We start from the raw sequence: 20848 nt of genomic DNA on the forward strand, positions 1-20848 counted from the left end.
CTGCAAAGCCACGGCGGCGCCCGGGGGACGGCACCCCTGGATTTTGCATTCATCATTTCGCCGGACCATCCGGAGCCATGCTATACTGGGCACCATGGAACTGGAATACATGGAGCAGGAGGCTGCTCCCACACGCTCACGACGCTGGTTAGAACGGTTTCTGCTGGCCGCATTCCTCGGCTGTCTGCTCATCGGCATGGGCGCGCTGGCAGCTTTGATCCTCCTGCGCACGGCCCAAAGGCCGGCATTGGACGCTCCACCCCTGGAGACCCTGGACCCTGCCCGGGTCACCCCGGCCCTGGCGCTCATGGAGCTGGCCGGCGACCCGGTGGATGCCCTGGTCTACCAGGCCCTCAACGCCGGGGAGGCAGGGACGGCCCACGCCATGTTGCTGTTCGCCCCCCACCTGCCGGCCACCCAGCGGCTGGGCCTGTTGCTGCTCCTGGCCCGCCGGTACCACGCCCTGGACGAACCCCTGCGCGCGGCCCAGATCTACGGCCTGGCCCAAACGGTGGCCCTGTTGGACGCGCCCCTGAGCCCCATGGAACGGGGGCAGGCGCTCCTCCAGTGTGCCAGTGGCTTCCTGCAGGCCGACCAGACAGAGGCGGCCCGGGATGCCGCCCGGCAGGCCGTGCGCCTGGGCCGCCAGACGCCGGAGCTGCTGCCGGCCCAGCGCAGCCAGATCTTCGAGGGGATCCAGCCGGTAGCCCGGGCGCTGGCCGATAACGCCCTACTCCAGGAGGTGGGCGAGCTGATCCGCAACCCCTACCTCCAGCCGACGGGGCGGCCATGGGACGGCCGCTGGCATGACCTGGCAGAGCCCCTGGCGCTGGATCCAACGGTGATGGCCGCGTTCCAGGCCCGCACCCAGGCGGCCCGCATCCTGGCCGATCGGCTGCTCCTGACCGGCGGTGTGGACATCGAGCCGGAGCGCCAGGCCCTGGCCGCTGCCCTCCTGGCTGAAGATCAGGTACGCAACGCCGCTGTCAACCAGGCGTTGGCGGCTGGCCTGCCCTTGCCCCAGCAGCTCAGCCTGCTCCTGGAGCAGCGCCGGTGGGTGGCCCTCAAGCTGCAGGTGGCCCGGGAAGGCTTCGGCCTGGCGCTGGTGCCTGAATGGCAGGCTCGCGCCGACCTGCTGCTCCAGGAACTGGCCAATGTCACGGCCAACCTGGCCGCCGTCGGGGAGGCGCTGGCCGGCAGCCAGGCCGATCCGGTGGAGCGGGCCCTGCTGCGGGCTGACCTGTTGCGCTGGCTGGCGTTGCAGCAGCAGATGGGCCTCTACCCGGCCGCGTCGCCGGTGGAGCTCAGCCAGCGCCTGGAGGCCGTTCAACAGGAGCTGGCCCAGACCCAGGCGCCGTTGGCTTTGCCCCTGCGCTATGAACCCGCCGCCGTGCCCCCTGGTTTTCGCATCCAGCCTGCGCCCTGAATCCTGACTCGCCTGCAGGAACCACAGATTCCACGGATGACACCGCATCGGAGGGTGCTTCCGCCACACATGGGCCACCCTCACAAAGCGGAGTCGGCACCCTCAGATGCCGACCCAGATGGGATGCCGCCGCACATGGCCAACCATCGGGGAGGAACGCAAGGACACCAGGGCGCAAAGACGCGAAGAAATCTGCGTGCGGAAGCCTGCGTGCATCATCTGCGGCCTAAATTTTGATTTTGCCCATCCGGGTGTACAGCGTTCATGGTATCTCCATTCTGAATGGAAGGCGGAAGCGCCATGCATGAATACGAACTGGACGACCTGACCCACCTCCAGCGCTATGATCGTACCCGGCTGTTGGAGCGGGCCGGCCAGCATGACCTTCGTGTCGACGCCATTGCAACGGCGGTGGCCCAGGCCGCCGACCGGCTGGAGCCGTCCTACGCGGCCGGCAGTGCGCCGCTGGTGGTCTTGGCCCTGCCCGCCGAGTTGAGCGGCATTGGCCGGGCCCTCGTCTCGCTCCTTTCCCACCACTTCGGCCAACCCCTGTGGCTCTGGCAGCCGGACCTTCCCCTGGATTCTCTGCCCCGGGGTGCCCTGTTCTTGTCGGCCCTGCCGGGCTCCGGCCAGGGTGCCCTGACCCAGGGTGGGCCGGGCCAGGGCACCCTGGTGGATCTGACGGCGTGGATCAGCGCCGAACATCATCCCGCCCAGACCTTCCTGGTCCTGCTGGGCCTCCTGCGCCGGCTGGCCGGCCCAGTGGATGCGAAGATTGACGAAACAACGCTGGAAGCCCTGCTTTCGTTCCCGGGAAGTCAGCTCTGGCCGGCCCACTGTGCCCCAGACGTTCCCCTGCGGGACAACCCGGCCAAGCAGCTGGCCTGGCACCTCCACGAGCGGGTGCCTCTGTTCTGGGGGGAGGGACCCCTGGCTGGCGTGGCGGTGGACTGGGCGCTGCGGTACCAGTGGTATGCCGAGGCCATGGCCCTGGGCGCGTCCAGCGGGGAGATGGCGCGCATGCACGTCATGGCCCGGCTGCCCCGCTACTGGCCCAATACGGTCAGCCTGGTCCGCCTGCAACATGGCCCTGCTTCTCCTTCAGGGTCGGCCGAGACCCTGGACTACATCTTTCGGCGCCGGCGTTTCACTGCCCGGGTCGTCTCTGCGCCGGCGGATCTCCCCCTGCCTGCGGCCATGGTCCATCTGTTGGCCCTGGGCGAATGGGTGGCCCTCTACGCCGCCATCCTGGCCAACGTGGACCCGGCGGATCGGGTGCCGCTTCAGCTTCTGGAGCCGCCTGGAAACGAGATCTGAATCCCATCGCGCCGTCGGGAAATCGTCGTTTAATGGTCTAAAAATTGGGTTTGACATGACTCTCAAAGCGGGCTATACTGGAGTTAACTTCATGTTAACTATCTGTTAAATAACTATCTGTGAAAGCGGAAATCACGAGGCTGCCCATTTTCTCCTGGTATTGGTGTTTGGTAAGTGGATCGAGCAGACGGCCATTTCTCCCCCACATGGGAGGAAAGGCTTGAGCAGAAAGGCCAATGCCGGTGTTCTCCAAAACGCCAGAGTGTTGTGGGACAACTCAAGAACGACATTGAAGCGCCCAGGTACCATACTGCCTGGGCGTTTTTCTTTACCCGTCCCTTTGCCAGACAGACAGCCCTGGATGGAACCAGGGCCCGTCCGACATCCATAGACCGTCCCGAAGGCCGTTGCAGAAAGACAGTACAGACAGTTCATTCTCCACAAGAAAGGATCGAACAATGATGGATTCAATTGCCAGCAGAATCATCAAGGCTCGCCAGTATGCTCAAGAGCGGGACCGCCGCATCCGTGTCCACAGCTTTGAGGTAGAACTTCACGGCGAGCACGCCAACCATGTGATCACCTACGACGAAGGCAACTGGCGCTGTGACTGTGAGGACTTCCAGCTTCGCGGGGTCTGCGCCCACATCATGGCCATGGAGGAGATCCTGGGCGATTCGGTGGAGACGGCCACCGTACACACGCCCCAGGTAGAGTAACTCCTTTCGGGAGCGGGCCTGCCCTGACCCAGATCGCCGTCGTCGTTGCTCCATCCGATGGAGAGGCCGGATACGAGGCCAGCGCACTCGTATCCGGCTTTTCGATCCCACCTCTCTCCCCACCCAATCCCCTAATTCCCCAATCCCCCCGCCTCCCGCCATGGCTTTTGCGAAGTCCCAGGGTTGTGCTATTCTGAGGGTCGCTAAACGCTCAAAGGGATGGGAGCGGAGAGGATCTTGAAGCGATACGGACAGTTGCTGGTCGGGGTATTGATCAGCGTTTTTTTCATTTATCTGGCATTGCCGGGCCTCCACTTGCCCGAAGTAGCCCGGTCCCTGCGCACGGCCAACTACTGGTGGATCCTGCCTGGTATCGCCGTCTACTTTGGGGGGCTGTGGGCACGGAGCTGGCGCTGGCACTACACCTTGCGCCACTTGAAGCCGGTGCCGGTCTCCCGGCTGTATCCCCTCATCTGCATTGGCTACTTCGGCAACAACGTCTACCCCTTCAGAGCCGGCGAGATTATCCGCTCGTACGTCCTGCGCCGCAAGGAGGGCATTCCCATCTCGTCCAGCCTGGCCACGGTCCTCATCGAGCGGGTTTTCGACGGCCTGGTGATGCTGCTCTTCGTCTTCCTGGCCCTGCCCTTCGCGCCCCTGCCGGCCACCTACCGCAACCTGGTAGTCCTCTTGACCCTGATGATGGTGATGGCCGCCGCCATCTTCGTCTGGATGGCTTCCCGGCCGGAGCGGGTGGTGCGGGTCTATGGCTGGCTGGCCGGGCGGGTGCTGCCGGCACGGGTGCGGCTGCGCACGGATGATCTCTACACCCGTTTCCTCCACGGCCTCCAGAGTCTGAGCAGCAGCCGCGACGTGGTCATGATCTTTGCTACCAGCGTGGTGATCTGGCTGATGGAGACGGTGAAGTACTGGTTCGTGATGCATGCCTTTCCGTTTCACGTCTCCTTCCTGGTGCTGATGCTCATGAATGGTCTGGTCAACCTGGCCACCACCCTGCCCTCGGCGCCGGGCTACATCGGCACCTTTGACACGCCGGGCATCGAGACCCTGGCCGCCTTCCAGGTGGACCGGAACCTGGCCGCCAGCTACACCTTTACCCTGCACGCCGCGCTGTGGATCCCTGTCACCGCCGTGGGGGCGTATTATTTCTGGCGGGAGCATCTCCACTGGCGGGACTTCAGCCAGCCCCAGCCGCAGATGGCCGACGGAATGGATCCGGTCGCGGATTGACGCCACAAGGGCCATGAGCGCCCCATTGGAACCAACGGTCAATAAAATAGATGAATGATAGATGGATGATCGCTTGATGAAGGAGAGGGATCGGGCATGAAAAACATCGCAGTTGCCGGTACCGGCTACGTGGGGCTTTCCACGGGGACCTGTTTCGCCGACATGGGCAACAAGGTCACCTGTATCGACATCAACGAGGAGAAGATCGAAATGCTGCGCCGGGGCGAGGTTCCCATCTACGAGCCTGGCCTCAGCGAACTCATCACCCGCAACGTCAAGGCGGGACGCCTCTTTTTTACCACCGACTACGCCGAAGCCCTGGCCGACGCCGAGTTCGTCTTCATCTGCGTGGGGACGCCCAGCGGCGTGGACGGCGAGGCTGACCTGCGCTACGTGCGCATGGCCGCCGAGTCCATCGCCCAGGCCATGGACCACCCCCTGATCGTGGTCAACAAGAGCACTGTCCCCGTGGGCACGGGCGACTGGGTGGCGGACATCATCCAGCGCAGCCAGCCCAAACCCATCCCCTTCGACGTGGTCAGCTGTCCCGAGTTCACCCGGGAAGGTTCGGCCATCTACGACTTCATGAACCCGGATCGGGTGGTGTTGGGCAGCAAGAACCCGGAGGCGGCCGAGAAGGTGGCCCAGCTCCACCTGCCCCTGCGCACCCGCATCGTGGTCACCGACCTGCGCACGGCCGAGATGATCAAGTACGCCAGCAACGCCTTCCTGGCCACCAAGATCAGCTTCATCAACGAGATCGCAGCCATCTGCGAAAAGCTGGGGGCGGACGTCCAGGAAGTGGCCGTGGGCATGGGCTACGACAAGCGCATCGGCCCCCACTTCCTCAACGCCGGCCTGGGCTACGGGGGCTCCTGCTTTGAGGGAGATGAGACCGTCTTCACCCTCAATAGCCCCAACGTGGCTGCCGAGTCCTTCGAGGCCCTCTTTGCCAATGCCGGCGAACCTTTTCAGGGCGACACCGTGCAAGTGTGTACACCCAGGGACCGGCGCGTGCTGGCGTTTGACCTGGAAACCGGCCGTCCGACGCTGGCCGAAGTCAAGGCCGTAACACGGCGGCCCTACAAGGGGACCATGGTCGAAATCAAAGCCAGCATGGGACGCACCCTGCGGGTCACGGCCGATCATCCGGTCATTGTGCGTGCAGGGGCCGGCCTTGAGATCGTGCCGGCGCTTGCCGTGACCCCAGGGGACCAGCTCCTGGCCCTGTGCGATCTGCCGGCCGTTGAAGAGATCACCCGGCTCGACCTGGTCCAGCTGTTAGCCGGCACCGAACTGGAGAAGGACGTCCATGTGGCCCCCACCGACGACTCCTTCCGGGCGCAGTACACCCATTTCGCGGACCACATCCCACCGGAGATGTTGCGCTACCCGTATGACATCAGGCGAAAGAACCGTATGCCGCTCCGCCTCTTCCGGCATCTCAGAGAAAAAGGCGTGCTCCATGTTCCCGCTGAAAAGCTCCAGCTCTACACGGCCAAGGGGGCGGGGACCCGGCTCAATGCCGTGATTCCGGTGGATGCGGACCTGTTGCGCTTTTGCGGTTACTACCTGGCCGAGGGCTACATCAGCTGCGACCGGGGGCGGGCCGGGGCCACACGGGAGCGTGTGGGTCTCACTTTCCATCAGGATGAGGCCGAGTACATCGCCGATGTACGCCGGATCCTCGAGCGCTGGGGGCTGAAGTTTATCGAACGGCGCAGTTCCAATGCCGTCACCACGGTGGTCTCCTCGCGCATCTTCGCCTGGCTCCTGCGGGATGTCCTCAAGTTGGGCACGCGTTCAGAGGATAAGGCGCTGCCACGCCTGGCCTTCAACGTGGCGTCGGAACTGCGCCACGAACTGCTTCGGGGCGCATTCAGCGGGGACGGCGCCGTCACGGCGGTGCAGAATGGACGCAACCTGATCTTCGAGTATGCCACCGTCAGCAAGCAACTGGCCGACGGTATGGTCCTGTTGATGCAGTCCCTGGGAATTGTTCCATCGGTGCGCAAGCGCTGGATGAACAAGTCCAAACAGCCGGCCTACATTTTGCGGGTGAGCGGCTATGGTCAACTGGCTGCCCTTCAGGACGTGTTCGGCGCCAGGCATCGGGCCGCCATCGGCAGCGTTCTGGAAGGTTACCAGCGACATATCCGACAGCGAGGCTTCTCCCGGGAGGGCGGGGTGGCGACCCTCACCGTCCAGGCCGTGGAATACGAGGAGGTGGAAACGACCGTCTATAGTCTCGAGACGAGCACCGGTACCCTGGTGGCGTCGTCGGGCCTGATCTGCCACAACTGTTTCCCCAAGGACGTCAAAGCCCTGGAGCACATGGCCCTGGTCCAGGGATCCCACCCCTCGCTGCTGCGTGCAGTGATGGAGATCAACCGGGACGCCCGGCGCTGGCCCATCGTCACCCTGCGCAAACTGCTGGACAACAACCTGGACCAGCGGCGCATCGGCCTGCTGGGGCTGGCCTTCAAGCCCAACACCGACGACATCCGGGATGCGCCCGCGCTGGAGATCGCCCGCATGCTCCAGTATGAAGGCGCGCTGGTCAGCGGCTATGACCCGGTGGCCATGGCCAACGCCGCCCGGGAAAATCCGGAGCTTTGCCTGGCCGAAGACCCCTACGACCTGGCCCGGGACAAGGATGCCCTCATCATCTGCACCGAGTGGAACGAATTCAAACACCTGGATCTGGCCCGCATCCGGGATCTCATGGCGCGGCCCATCATCATCGACGGCCGCAACATCTATGAAGTCCAGGCCATGAAGGAGCTGGGCTTCATCTATCGAGCCGTGGGCCGAGGAGCAAGCTTCGAAAATGGCGCCTGAAACCCGCCTGAAGACGACCCTGGACAACGGGCTCCAGGTCATCCTGCAGGAGAGCCACGTGGCGCCGGTGGCCAGCTTCTGGATCTACTACCGGGTGGGCAGCCGCAACGAGCTCCCCGGCACCACCGGCATCAGCCACTGGGTGGAACACATGCTCTTCAAGGGCACAGAGCAGTTCCCCCGGGGCGAATTCGACCGGGCCGTGGCCCGGGCCGGCGGGCTCTTCAACGGCATGACCACCCAGGACTGGACCACCTACTTTGAAACCTTCCCGGCCGACCGCATCGAGCTGGCCCTGCAGGTGGAAAGCGACCGCATGGCCAACGCGGTCTTCGAACCAGGGGAGGTGGAGTCCGAGCGCACGGTCATCCTCAGCGAGCGGGAAGGGAGCGAGAACAGCTACTTCTACCTGCTCAGCGAGGAGGTCCAGGCCGCGGCCTTCCAGGTCCACAGCTACCACCACCCCATCATCGGCTGGAAGAGCGACCTCCAGAGCCTCACCCGGGAGGATCTCTACCGCCACTACCGCACCTACTACACGCCCAACAACGCGGTGGCCGTGGCCGTGGGCGACTTCGACCGGGAGCAAATGCTGGCCCGCATCGCCGACTTCTTCGGCGCCATCCCCCGGGGGCCGGCCGTGCCGCCCATGCGCCTGGTGGAGCCCGAGCAGCGGGCCGAACGCCGGGTCGTCCTGCGGGGCAGGGACCGGACGGGCTACCTGCTCCTCTGCTTCCACGCCCCGGCGGCCACCCATCCCGACTTCTTCCCCCTCATGGTGATGGATGCGGTGCTGGGCGGCGCCAAGGGCATGGGCATGTTGGGCGGCAACGCCAACAACCGCAGCAACCGCCTCTACCAGGCCCTGGTGGACCGGGACCTGGCCGTGGCCGTGGGCAGCAGCTATCGCCCCACGGTGGATCCCAACCTCTTCAGCTTCTACGCCACCCTGGCGCCCGGCGTCCACCACCAACAGGTGGAGGATGCCCTCTGGGCCGAAATCGTCCGCATCCAGGAGCAGGGCGTGGAGGCCCCCGAGCTGGAGAAGGCCATCAAGCAGACCCGGGCCCAGTTCGTCTACAGCAGCGAAAGTGTCACCTACCAGGCCTACTGGCTGGGCTTTAGCGAAATGGTGGCCAGCATCGACTGGCTGGACGGCTGGCTGGATCAACTGAGCGCTGTCACCGCGGCCGACGTGCAGCGGGTGGCCCGCCAATACTTCGCCCCCCACCGCCAGACGGTGGGCTGGTACGTGCCAGACGACGGGAGCGATGCCTCATGAGCCAATCTATCCCCAACCCTGAAAATGTGGCCCGCTTCGTCCTGGACAACGGCCTGGTGGTCCTGGTGCGGGAGAACCCCTCGGCGCCGGTGGCCGTCCTGGAAGGCTACCTGCCGGCCGGCGCCATCCACGACCCGGCCGACAAGGTGGGCCTCTGCAGCTTCGTGGCCGCCATGGTGACCCGGGGCTCCGCCCACTACGACTACGCCACCTTCAACGAGACCATCGAGGCCATCGGCGCCAATCTCACCGTGGCCGCCGACACCCACGTCACCAGCTTCAACATCACCAGCCTCAGCGAGGACTTCCCCACCATGGTCCAGGTGCTGGCGGACGTGCTCCGGCGCCCCACCTTCCCCCAGGAGCACGTGGAGCGGGTCCGCCGCCAGAAGCTGGTGCGCATCCAGGAGCGGGACCAGGACACCCAGTCCGTGGCCATCCTGCGCTTCTACGAGGCCATCTACGGCGATCACCCCTACGGCCGCTCCGTCAGCGGTTACACCGAGACGGTCAGCGCCATCCGCCGGGAGGATCTGGAAGCCTTTCACCAGGCTCGCTACACCCCCCAGGGCGCCATCCTGGCCGTGAGCGGCCACGTCCAGGCCGGGGCGGTGCTGGACTTGCTGGCCCAACACCTGGGCGACTGGCAGGGGCCGGCGCCGGCCCAGGACGTGCCCCCGCCGCCTCCCCGAGAGTCAGCCCAGCGGCTGGACTATCCCATGCCCGGCAAATACCAGGCGGACATCATCGTGGGCTGCCAGGCCGTCTCCCGGCAGCATCCGGACTACTACGCGGTGCGGGTGGCCAACACCGTGCTGGGCCAGTTCGGCATGATGGGGCGGCTGGGTGAGGAGATCCGGGAGGAGCAGGGGCTGGCCTACTACGCCTACAGCACCCTGGACGCGGAGCGGGCCGGGGGCGTCTGGCTGGCCTCTGCCGGCGTCAATCCGGCCAACGTGGAGCGGGCCGTGGCCGCCATCGAGGAGCAGTTCCGTCGCCTGGCGGAGGAGCCCGTGGGGGAAGACGAACTGGCCGACAGCCAGGCGTACATGACCGGCGTGCTGCCCCTGACCCTGGAAACCAACGAGGGCGTGGCCAGCACCCTGCTCAACATGGAGTGGTACGGCCTGGGCCTGGACTACCTGCTCCGCTACAACGACCTCATCTACGGCGTGACCCCGGAAGACGTGCAGCGGGTGGCCCGCCTCTATCTGCGGCCCGACCGCGCCGTGACCGTGGTGGCCGGCCCGCCGGGCGACGGGTAGCCCGGCGGGCCGGGTCACCTGGACCTGGGCAGGAGGCAGCATGTTGCGCACAGGGGTGGATATGATGGAGATCGAACGCCTGCGTCAGGCCGTGGACCGCCACGGCGCGCGCTTCCTGCAGCGGGTCTTCACGCCGGGCGAACTGGCCGACTGCGGCCCGCGCATGGAGTCCCTGGCCGGGCGCTTTGCGGCCAAGGAAGCCGTGGCCAAGGCCCTGGGCACCGGCATCTGGCGGGCCGGCATCCAGTGGACGGACATCGAGGTGCGCCGGGATGAGGCCACCGGCGCACCCCAACTGCTGCTCCACGGCGCAGCCGCCCGGCGGGCCCAGGAGTTGGGCCTGCGGGAGTGGAGCCTCAGCCTCAGCCACGACCGGGAGCGGGTCATCGCGCTGGTGGTGGCCCTGGGCTGAGGGGACAGGCCACCCTGCGCCTCATGCGGGGGAGAGGGGACCGCTGCGCTCCTCGGGGGAAAGGACCTCCAGCACCTGGCAGGCCAGCTCGTAGCGGCCAAAGCTGGGCATGAGATAGACCCCCTGGACGTGGGGCAGCTCTTTGAGCTGGGCCAGCAGCTCCTGGGCCATCTTCACCCCTTCCTGCCGGCCGTTGGCGCCGGCCTTGCGCATCCGTTCCAGCGCCTCCTCGCTCAGGGTGATGCCGGGCACCTCGTTGTGGAGGAAACTGGCGTGGCGGTGGCTCTGGAGCGGCAACACGCCGATGAGCACCGGCACCGGAAATTCCCCGTAGCGCTCCTCGTACAGGCGCAGGAAGTTGAGCCAGAGCTGAGGATCGTAGATGGGCTGGGTCATGGTGAAGTGGGCGCCGCCGCTCACCTTCTGGTGGAAGCGGTCCACCTCTTCGCTCAGGTTGGGGCGGGTCGGGTCGCAGGCCACGGCGATGGTGAATTGGGCCCGCTTGCCCATCTCCCGGCCGGAGATGTCCACCCCCTGGTTGAAGGCGTTGATGATGCGCACCAGCCCGATGCTGTCCACGTCGTAGACCGGCGTGCTCTCCCGGTTATCGCCCAGGTTGGGCGGGTCGCCCGTCAGGGCCAGGATGTTGCGGATGCCCAGGGCGTGGGCGCCGATCAGGTCCGCCTGGAGGCCCATGAGGGAGCGGTCCCGGGTGGTGAAGTGGACGATGGTCTCGATCTCCACCTGCTGCTGGATCTGGGCACAGAGGGAGAGCGCGGCCATGCGCACCCGGGCCATGGGACTGTCGGCCACATTGACCGCGTCGGCCCCCACAGACTTCGCATAGCGCGCCCCTTCGATCTGCTTCTCCGCGGTGAAGGCCCGGGGCGGATCCACCTCCACGCTGATGACGAACTTGCCGGCCCGCAGCTTGCGCAGTAGAAGCGTGGGCTGGTCGTCCCGGTCCGTGTCCAGGTCCGCTGCCAGGCCCATGTCCACCTCAGGCGGAGCCGGGCGATCTCCCCCGCGGAGCTGGGCCGGAGGCCGGGGGTTGCGGCCCGCCAGGTAGGCGTCCAGGGCTTCCCGCATGGCCCGGATGTGGATGGGGGTGGTGCCACAGCAGCCGCCGATGAGCTGGGCGCCCTGCTGGATGAGCTGGGGCACCTGTTGGGCGAAGTACTCGGGGCTGGAGGGGTAATAGAGCCGGCCGTTGATGCGCCGGGGAAAGCCGGCGTTGGGCATGGCGCTCAGGAGGGCGTCGGGCACGGTCTGGCGCATGGCGGCCAGGGTCCCCAGCACGTGGGACGGCCCCACCGAGCAGTTGACGCCGATGACGTGGGCGCCGGCCGCGTGTAGCCGCTGGCTGATCAGCTCCGGGCTCTGGCCGGCCGGGGTGAGGCCATCCTCGGCAAAGGTCATCTCCGCCACGATGGGCAAATCGCAGAGGGCCCGGGCCACCTGGACGGCCAGCTCCAGCTCGGCCACGTCGGAAAAGGTTTCGAACAACAGCAGGTCGGCTCCAGCCTCCCAGAGGACGCCGATCTGTTCTTTGAACGCTTCCTCCGCCTCGGCCCGCTCCTGGGGATTGTCCAGGTCCAGGCGGCGTCCCAGGGGGCCCACATTGCCGGCGATGAAGAGGGCCCGGCCGGTGACCTCCCGCACATCCCGGACCAGGCGCACGGCCCGGAAGTTGAACTCCCGCACCTTGTCTTCCAGGCCATGTTTGGCCAGGCGGAAGCGGTTGGCGCCGAAGGTATGGGTGGTGATCACGTCGGCGCCGGCCGACGCGTAGGCCTGGTGAATCCCGGTGACCCACCCGGGTCGGTCCACCACCAGCTGTTCCAGACACTGTTCGCTGCTGGCCCCGCGGGCGTAGAGCATGGTGCCCATGGCACCGTCGCCCAGCAGGGGCTGTTCCATGAGTTTCTGCAAAAACGGATTGAGCATGGACTCCTGATTCCTTACGCGGCGCTTTCCCGCCCGGAGGTAATTGGGTGAACTCGGAGGGCGCCCAGGCTGAGCGTGGCGGGAAAGCCACCGCCTCTCCCATTCCATCCTGGGCTGGCTGTGTTATACCATAATATGCGGTTTTGGGGTAAAATCCTGGGCATGATACGGCCCTCGCCGGCCCATGTAGACGATGGAAAGGCAGCCATCTTCCGTAGGGGCGGGGCTTGCCCCGCCCGCCCGATGGTGTCCGCCCCCGGGCAGATGCAGGGATGGCGACGGCGGCGCAGCGACAAGCTGCGCCTACGACGTTGTGCAGACAAAGAAGTGGAGAGTCATGCGAAGACCAACCGACCAGTTGTTCCGTTTTGTTCAGGTACCGGCCATCGATCCCCACTTCGTTGCCGAAACGGTGCGAACACTGATCGGGGCCGATATGGAAATCGTATCCATTGAACACCCCCGCGTTCCCCAGCAGCACGGCCTGGTCGTCTTCCGGGGATATCTGCGGCGGCCCAGCCACGAGGTCTTCCCCCGCTGGCTGGAAGAGCTGCGCAAACAGGGTTTCACGCCCCTGCTGCGCCACGCCCAGGACGAGGGCTCCGGCGAGGTGGCCCTCCACATCCTGCCGGGCGTGCCCCCCCAGGCCCATCCCCGGCCCTGGATCAACGTGGCCCTCTTCGTGGCCACCCTGATCAGCACCCTGTTCGTGGGTTCCCTCTACGGCGACACAGGCGTGCAGGCAGACACCATCTGGGAACTCTTCCTCCCCCGTAACCTGCTCCTGGGCTGGCCCTTCGCCCTGACCCTGCTGGGCATTTTGACCGCCCACGAGTTTGGCCACTACTTCGCCGCCCGCTATCACAAGGTGGCGGTCACCCTGCCCTACTTCATCCCCATGCCCTTCGGCTTCGGCACCCTGGGCGCCTTCATCCAGCTCAAGGAGCCGGTGCCGGACCGCCGCAAGCTCTTCGATATCGCAGTAGCCGGCCCCCTGGCCGGACTGGTGCTGGCCGTGCCTTTGCTCTTCATCGGCCTGGCCACCAGCCCGGTGGAGGTACCGCCGCCCTCTCCCTTCGCCGTGGTGGAGGGCAACAGCCTGCTCTACTACTACGCCAAGTTGGTCGTCTTCGGCAAGGTGCTGCCCAACCCCATCACCGGCGAAGACGTGCTCATGAACCAGGTCACCTTCGCCGCCTGGATCGGGCTGCTGGTGACCGCCTTGAACCTGCTGCCCGTGGGGCAGTTGGACGGCGGCCACACCGTCTACGCCCTCTTCGGCCGATCGGCCCGCTACATCAACCTGGCCACCACCGGCGTCATGGCCCTCCTGGCCATCGCCGGGCTGGAGCCCCTTCAGCAGCTTTACCCGCCCCTGCGATCCATCGGCTTCACCGGCTGGTTCTTCTGGCTGATCTTGATCTTCGCCCTGATCGGCCCCTTCCACCCGCCGGCGTTGGACGACGTCACCCGGCTAGATCCCAACCGGCGGCTGGTCGGCTACCTGGTCATTTTCATTTTCATCATCACCTTTGTGCCTGTCCCCTTGCGGACTATGCTTTAAAATATCCGGCTCTGAAAAATATTCAGAGCCGCCCAAAGCAGCGAGCGTAGCCAAAAAGCACGTACAGTGAAAGCATCACATACAGTGAAAGCATAAGGTCAAAGCGAGCGCAAAACCATGTCCAAACGTCCCACCATGCAAGACGTGATCATGCGGCTCCACGAATATTGGGCGGCCCACGGCTGCCTCATCTGGCACCCGTACAGCGAAAAAGTGGGCGCCGGCACCATGAACCCCGCCACGGTGCTCCGGGTGTTGGGGCCGGAGCCCTGGAACGTGGCCTACGTGGAGCCTTCCTTCCGGGCCGATGACGGCCGCTACGCGGAAAACCCCAACCGCATGCAGATGCACAACCAGTACCAGGTCATCCTCAAGCCCGACCCGGGCAACCCCCAGGAGCTCTACCTGGGCAGCCTGGAGGCCATCGGCCTGGACCGCACCCGCCACGACATCCGCTTCGTGGAGGACAACTGGGAGTCGCCCGCGCTGGGCGCCTGGGGCCTGGGCTGGGAAGTCTGGCTGGACGGCCAGGAGATCACCCAGTTCACCTACTTCCAGCAGGCGGGCAGCCTGCCCCTGGACCCCGTTAGCGTGGAGATCACCTACGGCCTGGACCGCATCGTCATGTACCTCCAGAACAAGACCGACGTCTGGTCCATCGACGTGGATGACCGCCACACCTACGGCGAGCTCTACCGCACGCCGGAAATCGAACACTGCATCTACAACTTCGAGCTGGCCGACGTGGAGCGGCTCAAGACCCTCTTCGACATCTACCAGGCCGAGGCCCAGGCCTGCATCCAGCGGGGGCTGGTCATCCCCGCCCACGACTACGTCCTGCGCCAGAGCCACACCTTCAACCTGCTGGACGCCCGGGGTGCCATCGGCGTTACCGAACGGGCCAAGTTTTTCGCCGCCATGCGCAGCCAGGCCCGGGCCATCGCCGAGCTCTACGTCCAGCAGCGGGAACAGGAAGAGTTCCCCTGGCTGCGGGAGAACGGCCAGGCCAGCCGCCCCACCGCCCCCGCAGCCGCGCCCCAGGACGAAGCGCCCGCGCCCACGGGGCCGGCCGACTTCGTGTTGGAGCTGGGCTCCGAAGAGCTGCCCCCCCACGACGTGGTGGACGGCATTCAGCAGATCCAGGAGCGGCTGCCGGACCTCCTCCGACGCTATCGCCTGGACTACCATGACCTCTACGTCACCGGGACCCCCCGGCGCCTGGTGGCCCGGGTGCGGGGCCTGGCGCCACGCCAGCAGGACGAGCTCATCGAAAAGCGGGGGCCTTCCGTGGACCGGGCCTTCGACGACGCCGGCCGGCCCACCCGGGCCGCCCAGGGCTTTGCCCGGGGCCAGGAGGTCGCCGTGGAGGACCTGGAAGTGCGGGACGGCTACGTCTACGCGGTGCGGCGGGTGGCCGGCCAGCCCACCCTGAGCGTCCTGCCCGAGCTCTGCCAGGAGCTGCTGGACAGCCTGCGCTGGTCCAAGGCCATGCGCTGGAACAGCAGCGGCATCTCCTACCCCCGTCCCCTGCGCTGGATCGTGGCCCTCTACGGCCAGGCGGTGGTGCCCTTCACCTGGGCCGGCGTGACCAGCGGCCGGGTCAGCCGGGCCCCCCGCTTTGTGGACGCCGCAGCCAGGCTCCAGCCGGGCGAATTCGTCACCTTCTCTGTGGCCGACAGCGCGGGCTACTTCGACGCAGTGGCCCAACAGGGCGTGGTGCTGGACCGGGAAGAACGGCGGCAACGCATCGCCCACCTGGTCCAGGAAACGGCCGCCAGCGTGGGGGGCGTCACCCCGGACGACCCCGACCTGCTGGACGAGGTGACCGACCTGGTGGAGGCCCCCGTGGCCGTCCTGGGCCACTTCGACGAGGCTTCCCTGGAGCTGCCAGAGCCTGTGCTCATCAGCGTGATGAAGAAACATCAGCGCTACTTCCCGGTGGTGCAGGCGTCGGACGCCGCAGGCACCACCCACCTGCTCCCCTACTTCATCACCATCGCCAACAGCAGCCACCTGGCCCACCCGGACGTGGTGCGGGCCGGCAACGAAGGGGTGATCCGGGCCCGCTACGCGGACGCGGCCTACTTCTACCGCCAGGACACGGCCCAGCCCCTGGAGCACTTCACCCCCCGGCTGGCCACCCTCACCTTCCACGAAAAGCTGGGCTCCATGCTGGACAAGGTGGAGCGGCTCAAGGCCCTGGCGCCCCAGATCGCCCGGCAGTTGGGTGCCGACGAAGAGCAAGTGGAGACGGTGCGCCGGGCCGCCGCGCTCAGCAAGTCCGACCTGGTGACCGCCATGGTGGTGGAGATGACCAGCCTGCAGGGGATCATGGGCGAGATCTACGCCCTGCGCAGCGGCGAGCCGCCCGCAGTGGCCCAGGCCATCCGGGAGCATTACCTGCCCCGCTTTGCCGGGGATGAGAACCCCGCCTCCCTTCCCGGCCTGGCCCTGAGCCTGGCCGACAAGCTGGACAGCCTGGCCGGTCTCTTCGCCGTGGGTGCCGTGCCCACCGGCAGCGCGGATCCCTTCGGCCTGCGTCGTGCTGCCCTGGGCGTGGTCAACAACCTCCTGGCCGCCGGGCAGGACTTCAGCATCCGCCAGGCGCTGGAAGCCGCGGCCGCGCTCCAGCCGGTGGAAGTCTCGCCGGAGGCCCTGGCCGAGGTGGCCCAGTTCGTGGAGCGGCGGCTGCAGGGCATCCTCCTGGAGGAGGGCTATGCCCACGACGTGGTGGAGGCGGTCCTGGCCGTGCGGGGGGACAACCCCACCGCGGCCCGGCGGGCCTGCGCGGCGCTCCAGGCGCTGGTGGAGCAGCCCTGGTGGGAGGAGACCTTCGTGGCCTACGCCCGCTGCGCCCGCATCACCCGCAACCTGGAAGAGCAGCTGCCCCTGAACCCGGACGCCTACGTGGAGCCGGTGGAGCACGAGCTGCACACCGCGTACCTGGCGGCGGCCACAGCCCTGGCCGAAGCGCCCGAGCCGGCCACCGTCCTGGGCGAGCAACTGCGGGCCCTGCGGGACCCCATCAACGCCTACTTCGACCGGGTCCTGGTCAACGCCGAGGACGAGACCCTGCGCCGGGCCCGGCTGGCCCTGGTCCAGCACATCGCCGCCCTGCCCCAGGACGTGGCGGATCTGAGCAAGTTGCAGGGCTTCTAGAGCCCTGTCCGGATACGTGACCTGCGGTGTGGCCCGTAGGTCACGCATCCCTGCGTGACAGGCGTGCCCGGCACGCCCACATCCCCGCCCGCGCCGGGCGCTCGGACCGACGAGGGGGTGCATGGTCCGTAGGTCACGCATCCCTGCGTGACAGGCGTGCTTGACACGCCCACATCCCCGCCCGCGCCGGGAGCTCGGACCGGCGAGGGGGTGCGTGGTCCGTAGGTCACGCATCCCTGCGTGACAGGCGTGCCCGACACGCCGACATCCCCGCCCGCGCCGGGCGCTCGGACCGACGAGGGGGTGCGTGGTCCGTAGGTCACGCACCCCTGTGTGACAGGCGTGCCCGACACGTCGACACCTTCCACCCGGCCGGGCGCTCGGACCGGCGAGGGGGTGCGTGGTCCGTAGGTCACGCATCCCTGCGTGACAGGCGTGCCCGACACGCCGACATCCACCGACATACCTGGACCAGGATGGCGCATCACGCCGTCCTGACTGGCCTCTTCCTAACCCAGCAGGTTCAAAAATGATGCCGCCCTGGAAGCTGCTCAGCACAGCCATCCTCACCGGCTTACCCTGGCAGATGACCCTCCCGCCGTCACTATGGGGGCGAAGACGATCAGGAGAACCCACATCATGACCACATCCACCAACGGCGCCAACCTGGGCTTTGAAAACCAACTCTGGGCCGCAGCCGACAAACTGCGGGGCCACATGGACGCGTCCGAATACAAGCACGTGGTCCTGGGCCTCATCTTCCTCAAGTACATCTCTGACGCCTTCGAGGCCAAGTACCAGGAACTGGAGGCCCTGCGGGAAACTGAGTACACCGACCCGGAGGACCGGGACGAGTACCTGGCTGCCAACATCTTCTGGGTGCCGCCGGAAGCCCGCTGGCAGGTGCTCCAGGCCAACGCCAAACAGCCCACCATCGGCCAGCTCATCGACGACGCCATGGACGCCATCGAGCGGGAGAACCCCCGGCTGAGGGGCGTACTGCCCAAGAACTACGGCCGTCCCACCCTGGACAAGCGCCGCCTGGGCGAGCTGATCGACATCATCGGCAGCATTGGCCTGGGCGATGAGGCGGCCCGCTCCAGGGACATCCTGGGCCGGGTCTACGAGTACTTCCTGGGCAAGTTTGCGGCCGCCGAGGGCAAGGGCGGCGGCGAGTTCTACACGCCCCAGAGCGTGGTCAAGCTGCTGGTGGCCATGATCGAGCCCTACCGGGGCCGGGTCTTCGACCCCTGCTGCGGCTCCGGCGGCATGTTCGTCCAGAGCGAGCGCTTCGTGGAGGAGCACGGCGGACGGCTGGGAGACATCGCCCTCTACGGCCAGGAGTCCAACCCCACCACCTGGCGGCTGGCCATGATGAACCTGGCCATCCGAGGCCTGGATGCCAACCTGGGCGGCCAGCCGGCGGACAGCTTCCACAACGACCTGCACAAGGACCTGCGGGCTGACTACATCCTGGCCAATCCCCCCTTCAACATGAGCGACTGGGGCGGCGAGCGCCTGCGGGAGGACGCCCGCTGGGTCTACGGCGTCCCCCCGGCCAACAACGCCAACTACGCCTGGATCCAGCACTTCCTCTACCACCTGGCCCCCAACGGCGTGGCCGGCTTCGTCATGGCCAACGGTTCCATGAGCAGCAACACCAGCAGCGAGGGGGCCATCCGCAAGGCCATCATCGAGGCCGATCTGGTGGACTGCATGATCGCCCTGCCCGGCCAGCTCTTCTACACCACCCAGATCCCCGTCTGCCTCTGGTTCCTGCGCCGCCGCAAATCCCGCCCCGGCGAGACCCTCTTCATCGACGCCCGCAAGATGGGCCACCTCATCGACCGCACCCACCGGGAGCTGTCGGACGAGGAGATCGCCCGCATCGCCGGGACGTACCACGCCTGGCGAAGGGGAGAGGGAGAAAACGCAAAGGCGCAAGGGCGCAAGGGCGCAACGGAAGAGAATCCTGGCGACCTGGCGTCTTCGCGTCCTGGCGTTGAAAAAGAGAACGCAAGGGCGCAAGGACGCGAGGGCGCGAGGGCGCAAGGGCGCGAAGGCGCAAAGGGGGAAGAAGGGCTTGGCGACTTGGCGACTTTGCGTCATTGCGTTGAGTTTTATGAAGACATCCCCGGTTTCTGCAAATCGGCCACCCTCGAGGAGATCCGGGAGCACGGCTACGTGCTGACGCCGGGCCGCTACGTGGGCGCGGCTGCGGTGGAGGACGACGGCGTGCCCTTCGAGGAGAAGATGGCCGAGCTCACCGCGGAGCTGTACGAGCAGTTCGAGGAGGCCAAAGCCCTGGAGGCCGCCATCCGCCGCAACCTGGAGGTGCTGGGCTATGGGACGTAGACCGTTCTTATTTTACGAAGCAGGCCTTTTGTAAAATAAGGAGGAGCCCTATTGTACGTTCGTAAAATAAGGGATGAGACATGAAGCGTGGACTCACAGGAAGATACGAAGTAACAGGTGTTATGGGCGAAGAGGTTCGCGCATTTGTCCCCCATCCACTTCCGCCCAACCCGCCGCTGGAACTGACCAATCAACGACAGAGACTGCTGGAACGGGCTACTTTGGCTTTGGGGCGTTTGGACAGCATTTCGCTTCTGTTGCCCGATCCCGATCTCTTCCTCTACGCCTACGTCCGCCGTGAGGCTGTTCTGTCTTCGCAGATCGAAGGGACCCAATCATCCCTCGCTCAATTGCTGCTCTTCGAAATAGAAGATGCTCCGGGTGTGCCACTGGATGACGTGGTGGAAGTCTCAAACTACGTGGCGGCACTCGATCATGGCCTCAGGCGTTTGCAAGGGGGGTTTCCGCTATCCAACCGCTTGATCCGGGAGATGCACGGCGTCCTGCTCGCACGAGGGAGAGGCAGCGACAAATCGCCCGGAGAATTCCGTCGTTCCCAGAACTGGATTGGCGGCACACGGCCTGGGAACGCCCATTTTGTTCCCCCGCCGCCCGATCGTGTGGCGGAGTGTATGGCAGCATTGGAGCGCTTTCTTCACGGTGAAGGCAATCCCTACCCTGCCCTGATCAAGGCGGCGCTGGCCCATGTGCAGTTTGAAACCATCCATCCATTCTTGGATGGCAACGGACGAGTGGGGCGGCTCCTCATCGCCTTTGTTCTTCACCACGATGGCGTGCTGTCGCAACCGTTGCTCTACCTGAGTCTCTATTTCAAGCAGCATCGCGCAGAGTACTATCGTCTCTTGGACCTGGTGCGCACGGATGGGGACTGGGAAGCCTGGATCGATTTCTTTTTGGAAGGAGTACAGCAAACCGCATCCAACGCGGTGGAAACCGCCAGACGGCTCGTGGCCCTGTTCCAGCAAGATGAGCAAAGGATCCAGGCCATGGGCCGTCGCGCCTCTACAGCGTTACGAGTTTTTCGTGTGTTCTGTGAGCGTCCGCTGATGAACCTGACCCAAATGTGCGAGCGGACGGGCCTTTCCTTCGCTGCGGCCGCAAATGCGGTGAAAGAAATGGAAGAGGCCGGCATCCTGCGGGAGATCACCGGCCAGCGTCGGAACCGCGTCTTTACCTACGAACAGTATCTCGCCATCTTGAGCGAAGGGACGGAGCCCCTATGAACCACACGGTGACGCTGAGCGCAGAGGCGTACGAGCACTTCGAGGAGGCCAAAGCCCTGGAGGCCG

13 protein-coding genes are annotated in these 20848 nt (G+C 66.0%); 12 read left to right on the forward strand and 1 reads right to left on the reverse strand.

All coding sequences use genetic code 11. From position 1 onward, the window contains the following. Positions 1-94 precede the first annotated feature (94 nt). The 8 genes from FKZ61_RS05290 to acpS all read left to right on the forward strand — a co-directional run bounded on the left by FKZ61_RS05290 (position 95) and on the right by acpS (position 10513). Entirely contained in the window at positions 95-1426 is a 1332-nt protein-coding gene (locus tag FKZ61_RS05290) for a hypothetical protein (protein ID WP_141609025.1), read from the forward strand. Between the two features lie 300 nt (positions 1427-1726). Then, positions 1727-2743 carry an SIS domain-containing protein gene (locus FKZ61_RS05295; protein WP_170199295.1) on the forward strand — a complete coding sequence of 339 codons (1017 nt, stop codon included), beginning with the start codon at positions 1727-1729 and terminating at the stop codon, positions 2741-2743. 458 nt (positions 2744-3201) lie between these two features. After that, on the forward strand, positions 3202-3462 hold the full coding sequence (locus tag FKZ61_RS05300) for an SWIM zinc finger family protein (protein WP_141609027.1): 261 nt from the start codon (positions 3202-3204) through the stop codon (positions 3460-3462). A gap of 237 nt (positions 3463-3699) precedes the next feature. Continuing rightward, positions 3700-4713 (forward strand): lysylphosphatidylglycerol synthase transmembrane domain-containing protein, encoded by a 1014-nt coding sequence (locus FKZ61_RS05305; RefSeq protein ID WP_229964150.1) that lies wholly within the window; start codon positions 3700-3702, stop codon positions 4711-4713. Between the two features lie 96 nt (positions 4714-4809). Next, complete coding sequence (locus FKZ61_RS05310; RefSeq protein WP_141609028.1) at positions 4810-7554, forward strand: nucleotide sugar dehydrogenase; 2745 nt, start codon at positions 4810-4812, stop codon at positions 7552-7554. Further along, a complete protein-coding gene (locus tag FKZ61_RS05315) occupies positions 7544-8836 on the forward strand; it encodes a M16 family metallopeptidase (RefSeq protein WP_141609029.1) in 1293 nt (430 codons plus the stop codon). Before FKZ61_RS05310 ends, FKZ61_RS05315 begins: the two co-directional genes overlap by 11 nt. Next, on the forward strand, positions 8833-10101 hold the full coding sequence (locus FKZ61_RS05320) for a M16 family metallopeptidase (RefSeq protein WP_141609030.1): 1269 nt from the start codon (positions 8833-8835) through the stop codon (positions 10099-10101). Before FKZ61_RS05315 ends, FKZ61_RS05320 begins: the two co-directional genes overlap by 4 nt. Positions 10102-10141: 40 nt before the next feature. Then, positions 10142-10513 carry a holo-ACP synthase gene (gene acpS / locus FKZ61_RS05325; RefSeq protein ID WP_141609031.1) on the forward strand — a complete coding sequence of 124 codons (372 nt, stop codon included), beginning with the start codon at positions 10142-10144 and terminating at the stop codon, positions 10511-10513. 21 nt (positions 10514-10534) lie between these two features. Here acpS and FKZ61_RS05330 read toward each other — a convergent pair whose 3' ends face one another. After that, complete coding sequence (locus FKZ61_RS05330) at positions 10535-12460, reverse strand: bifunctional homocysteine S-methyltransferase/methylenetetrahydrofolate reductase (RefSeq protein ID WP_141609032.1); 1926 nt, start codon at positions 12458-12460, stop codon at positions 10535-10537. Between the two features lie 337 nt (positions 12461-12797). Between FKZ61_RS05330 and FKZ61_RS05335 the strand changes: the two genes are divergently transcribed. The 4 genes from FKZ61_RS05335 (at position 12798) to FKZ61_RS05350 (ending at position 20782) form a co-directional block, all read left to right on the forward strand. Next, entirely contained in the window at positions 12798-14024 is a 1227-nt protein-coding gene (locus tag FKZ61_RS05335) for a site-2 protease family protein (protein ID WP_211358423.1), read from the forward strand. A 117-nt stretch (positions 14025-14141) separates the two neighbouring features. After that, entirely contained in the window at positions 14142-17183 is a 3042-nt protein-coding gene (glyS, locus tag FKZ61_RS05340; protein WP_141609033.1) for a glycine--tRNA ligase subunit beta, read from the forward strand. A gap of 639 nt (positions 17184-17822) precedes the next feature. Next, positions 17823-19538, forward strand: a complete 1716-nt coding sequence (locus FKZ61_RS05345; RefSeq protein WP_141609034.1) for a type I restriction-modification system subunit M — start codon at positions 17823-17825, stop codon at positions 19536-19538. 80 nt (positions 19539-19618) lie between these two features. Then, positions 19619-20782, forward strand: a complete 1164-nt coding sequence (locus tag FKZ61_RS05350; RefSeq protein WP_141609035.1) for a Fic family protein — start codon at positions 19619-19621, stop codon at positions 20780-20782. Positions 20783-20848 lie beyond the last annotated feature (66 nt).

Origin of the sequence: Litorilinea aerophila (genome assembly GCF_006569185.2) — a bacterium.
In the GTDB taxonomy this organism is placed as follows: Bacteria; Chloroflexota; Anaerolineae; order Caldilineales; family Caldilineaceae; genus Litorilinea; species Litorilinea aerophila.

Coding starts and splice junctions, on each gene's coding strand:
- FKZ61_RS05290 (WP_141609025.1), top strand. CDS start 95: ATGGAACTGGAATACATGGAGCAGGAGGCTGCTCCCACACGCTCACGA.
- FKZ61_RS05295 (WP_170199295.1), top strand. CDS start 1,727: ATGCATGAATACGAACTGGACGACCTGACCCACCTCCAGCGCTATGAT.
- FKZ61_RS05300 (WP_141609027.1), top strand. CDS start 3,202: ATGATGGATTCAATTGCCAGCAGAATCATCAAGGCTCGCCAGTATGCT.
- FKZ61_RS05310 (WP_141609028.1), top strand. CDS start 4,810: ATGAAAAACATCGCAGTTGCCGGTACCGGCTACGTGGGGCTTTCCACG.
- FKZ61_RS05315 (WP_141609029.1), top strand. CDS start 7,544: ATGGCGCCTGAAACCCGCCTGAAGACGACCCTGGACAACGGGCTCCAG.
- FKZ61_RS05320 (WP_141609030.1), top strand. CDS start 8,833: ATGAGCCAATCTATCCCCAACCCTGAAAATGTGGCCCGCTTCGTCCTG.
- acpS (WP_141609031.1), top strand. CDS start 10,142: ATGTTGCGCACAGGGGTGGATATGATGGAGATCGAACGCCTGCGTCAG.
- FKZ61_RS05330 (WP_141609032.1), bottom strand. CDS start 12,460: ATGCTCAATCCGTTTTTGCAGAAACTCATGGAACAGCCCCTGCTGGGC.
- FKZ61_RS05335 (WP_211358423.1), top strand. CDS start 12,798: ATGCGAAGACCAACCGACCAGTTGTTCCGTTTTGTTCAGGTACCGGCC.
- glyS (WP_141609033.1), top strand. CDS start 14,142: ATGTCCAAACGTCCCACCATGCAAGACGTGATCATGCGGCTCCACGAA.
- FKZ61_RS05345 (WP_141609034.1), top strand. CDS start 17,823: ATGACCACATCCACCAACGGCGCCAACCTGGGCTTTGAAAACCAACTC.
- FKZ61_RS05350 (WP_141609035.1), top strand. CDS start 19,619: ATGAAGCGTGGACTCACAGGAAGATACGAAGTAACAGGTGTTATGGGC.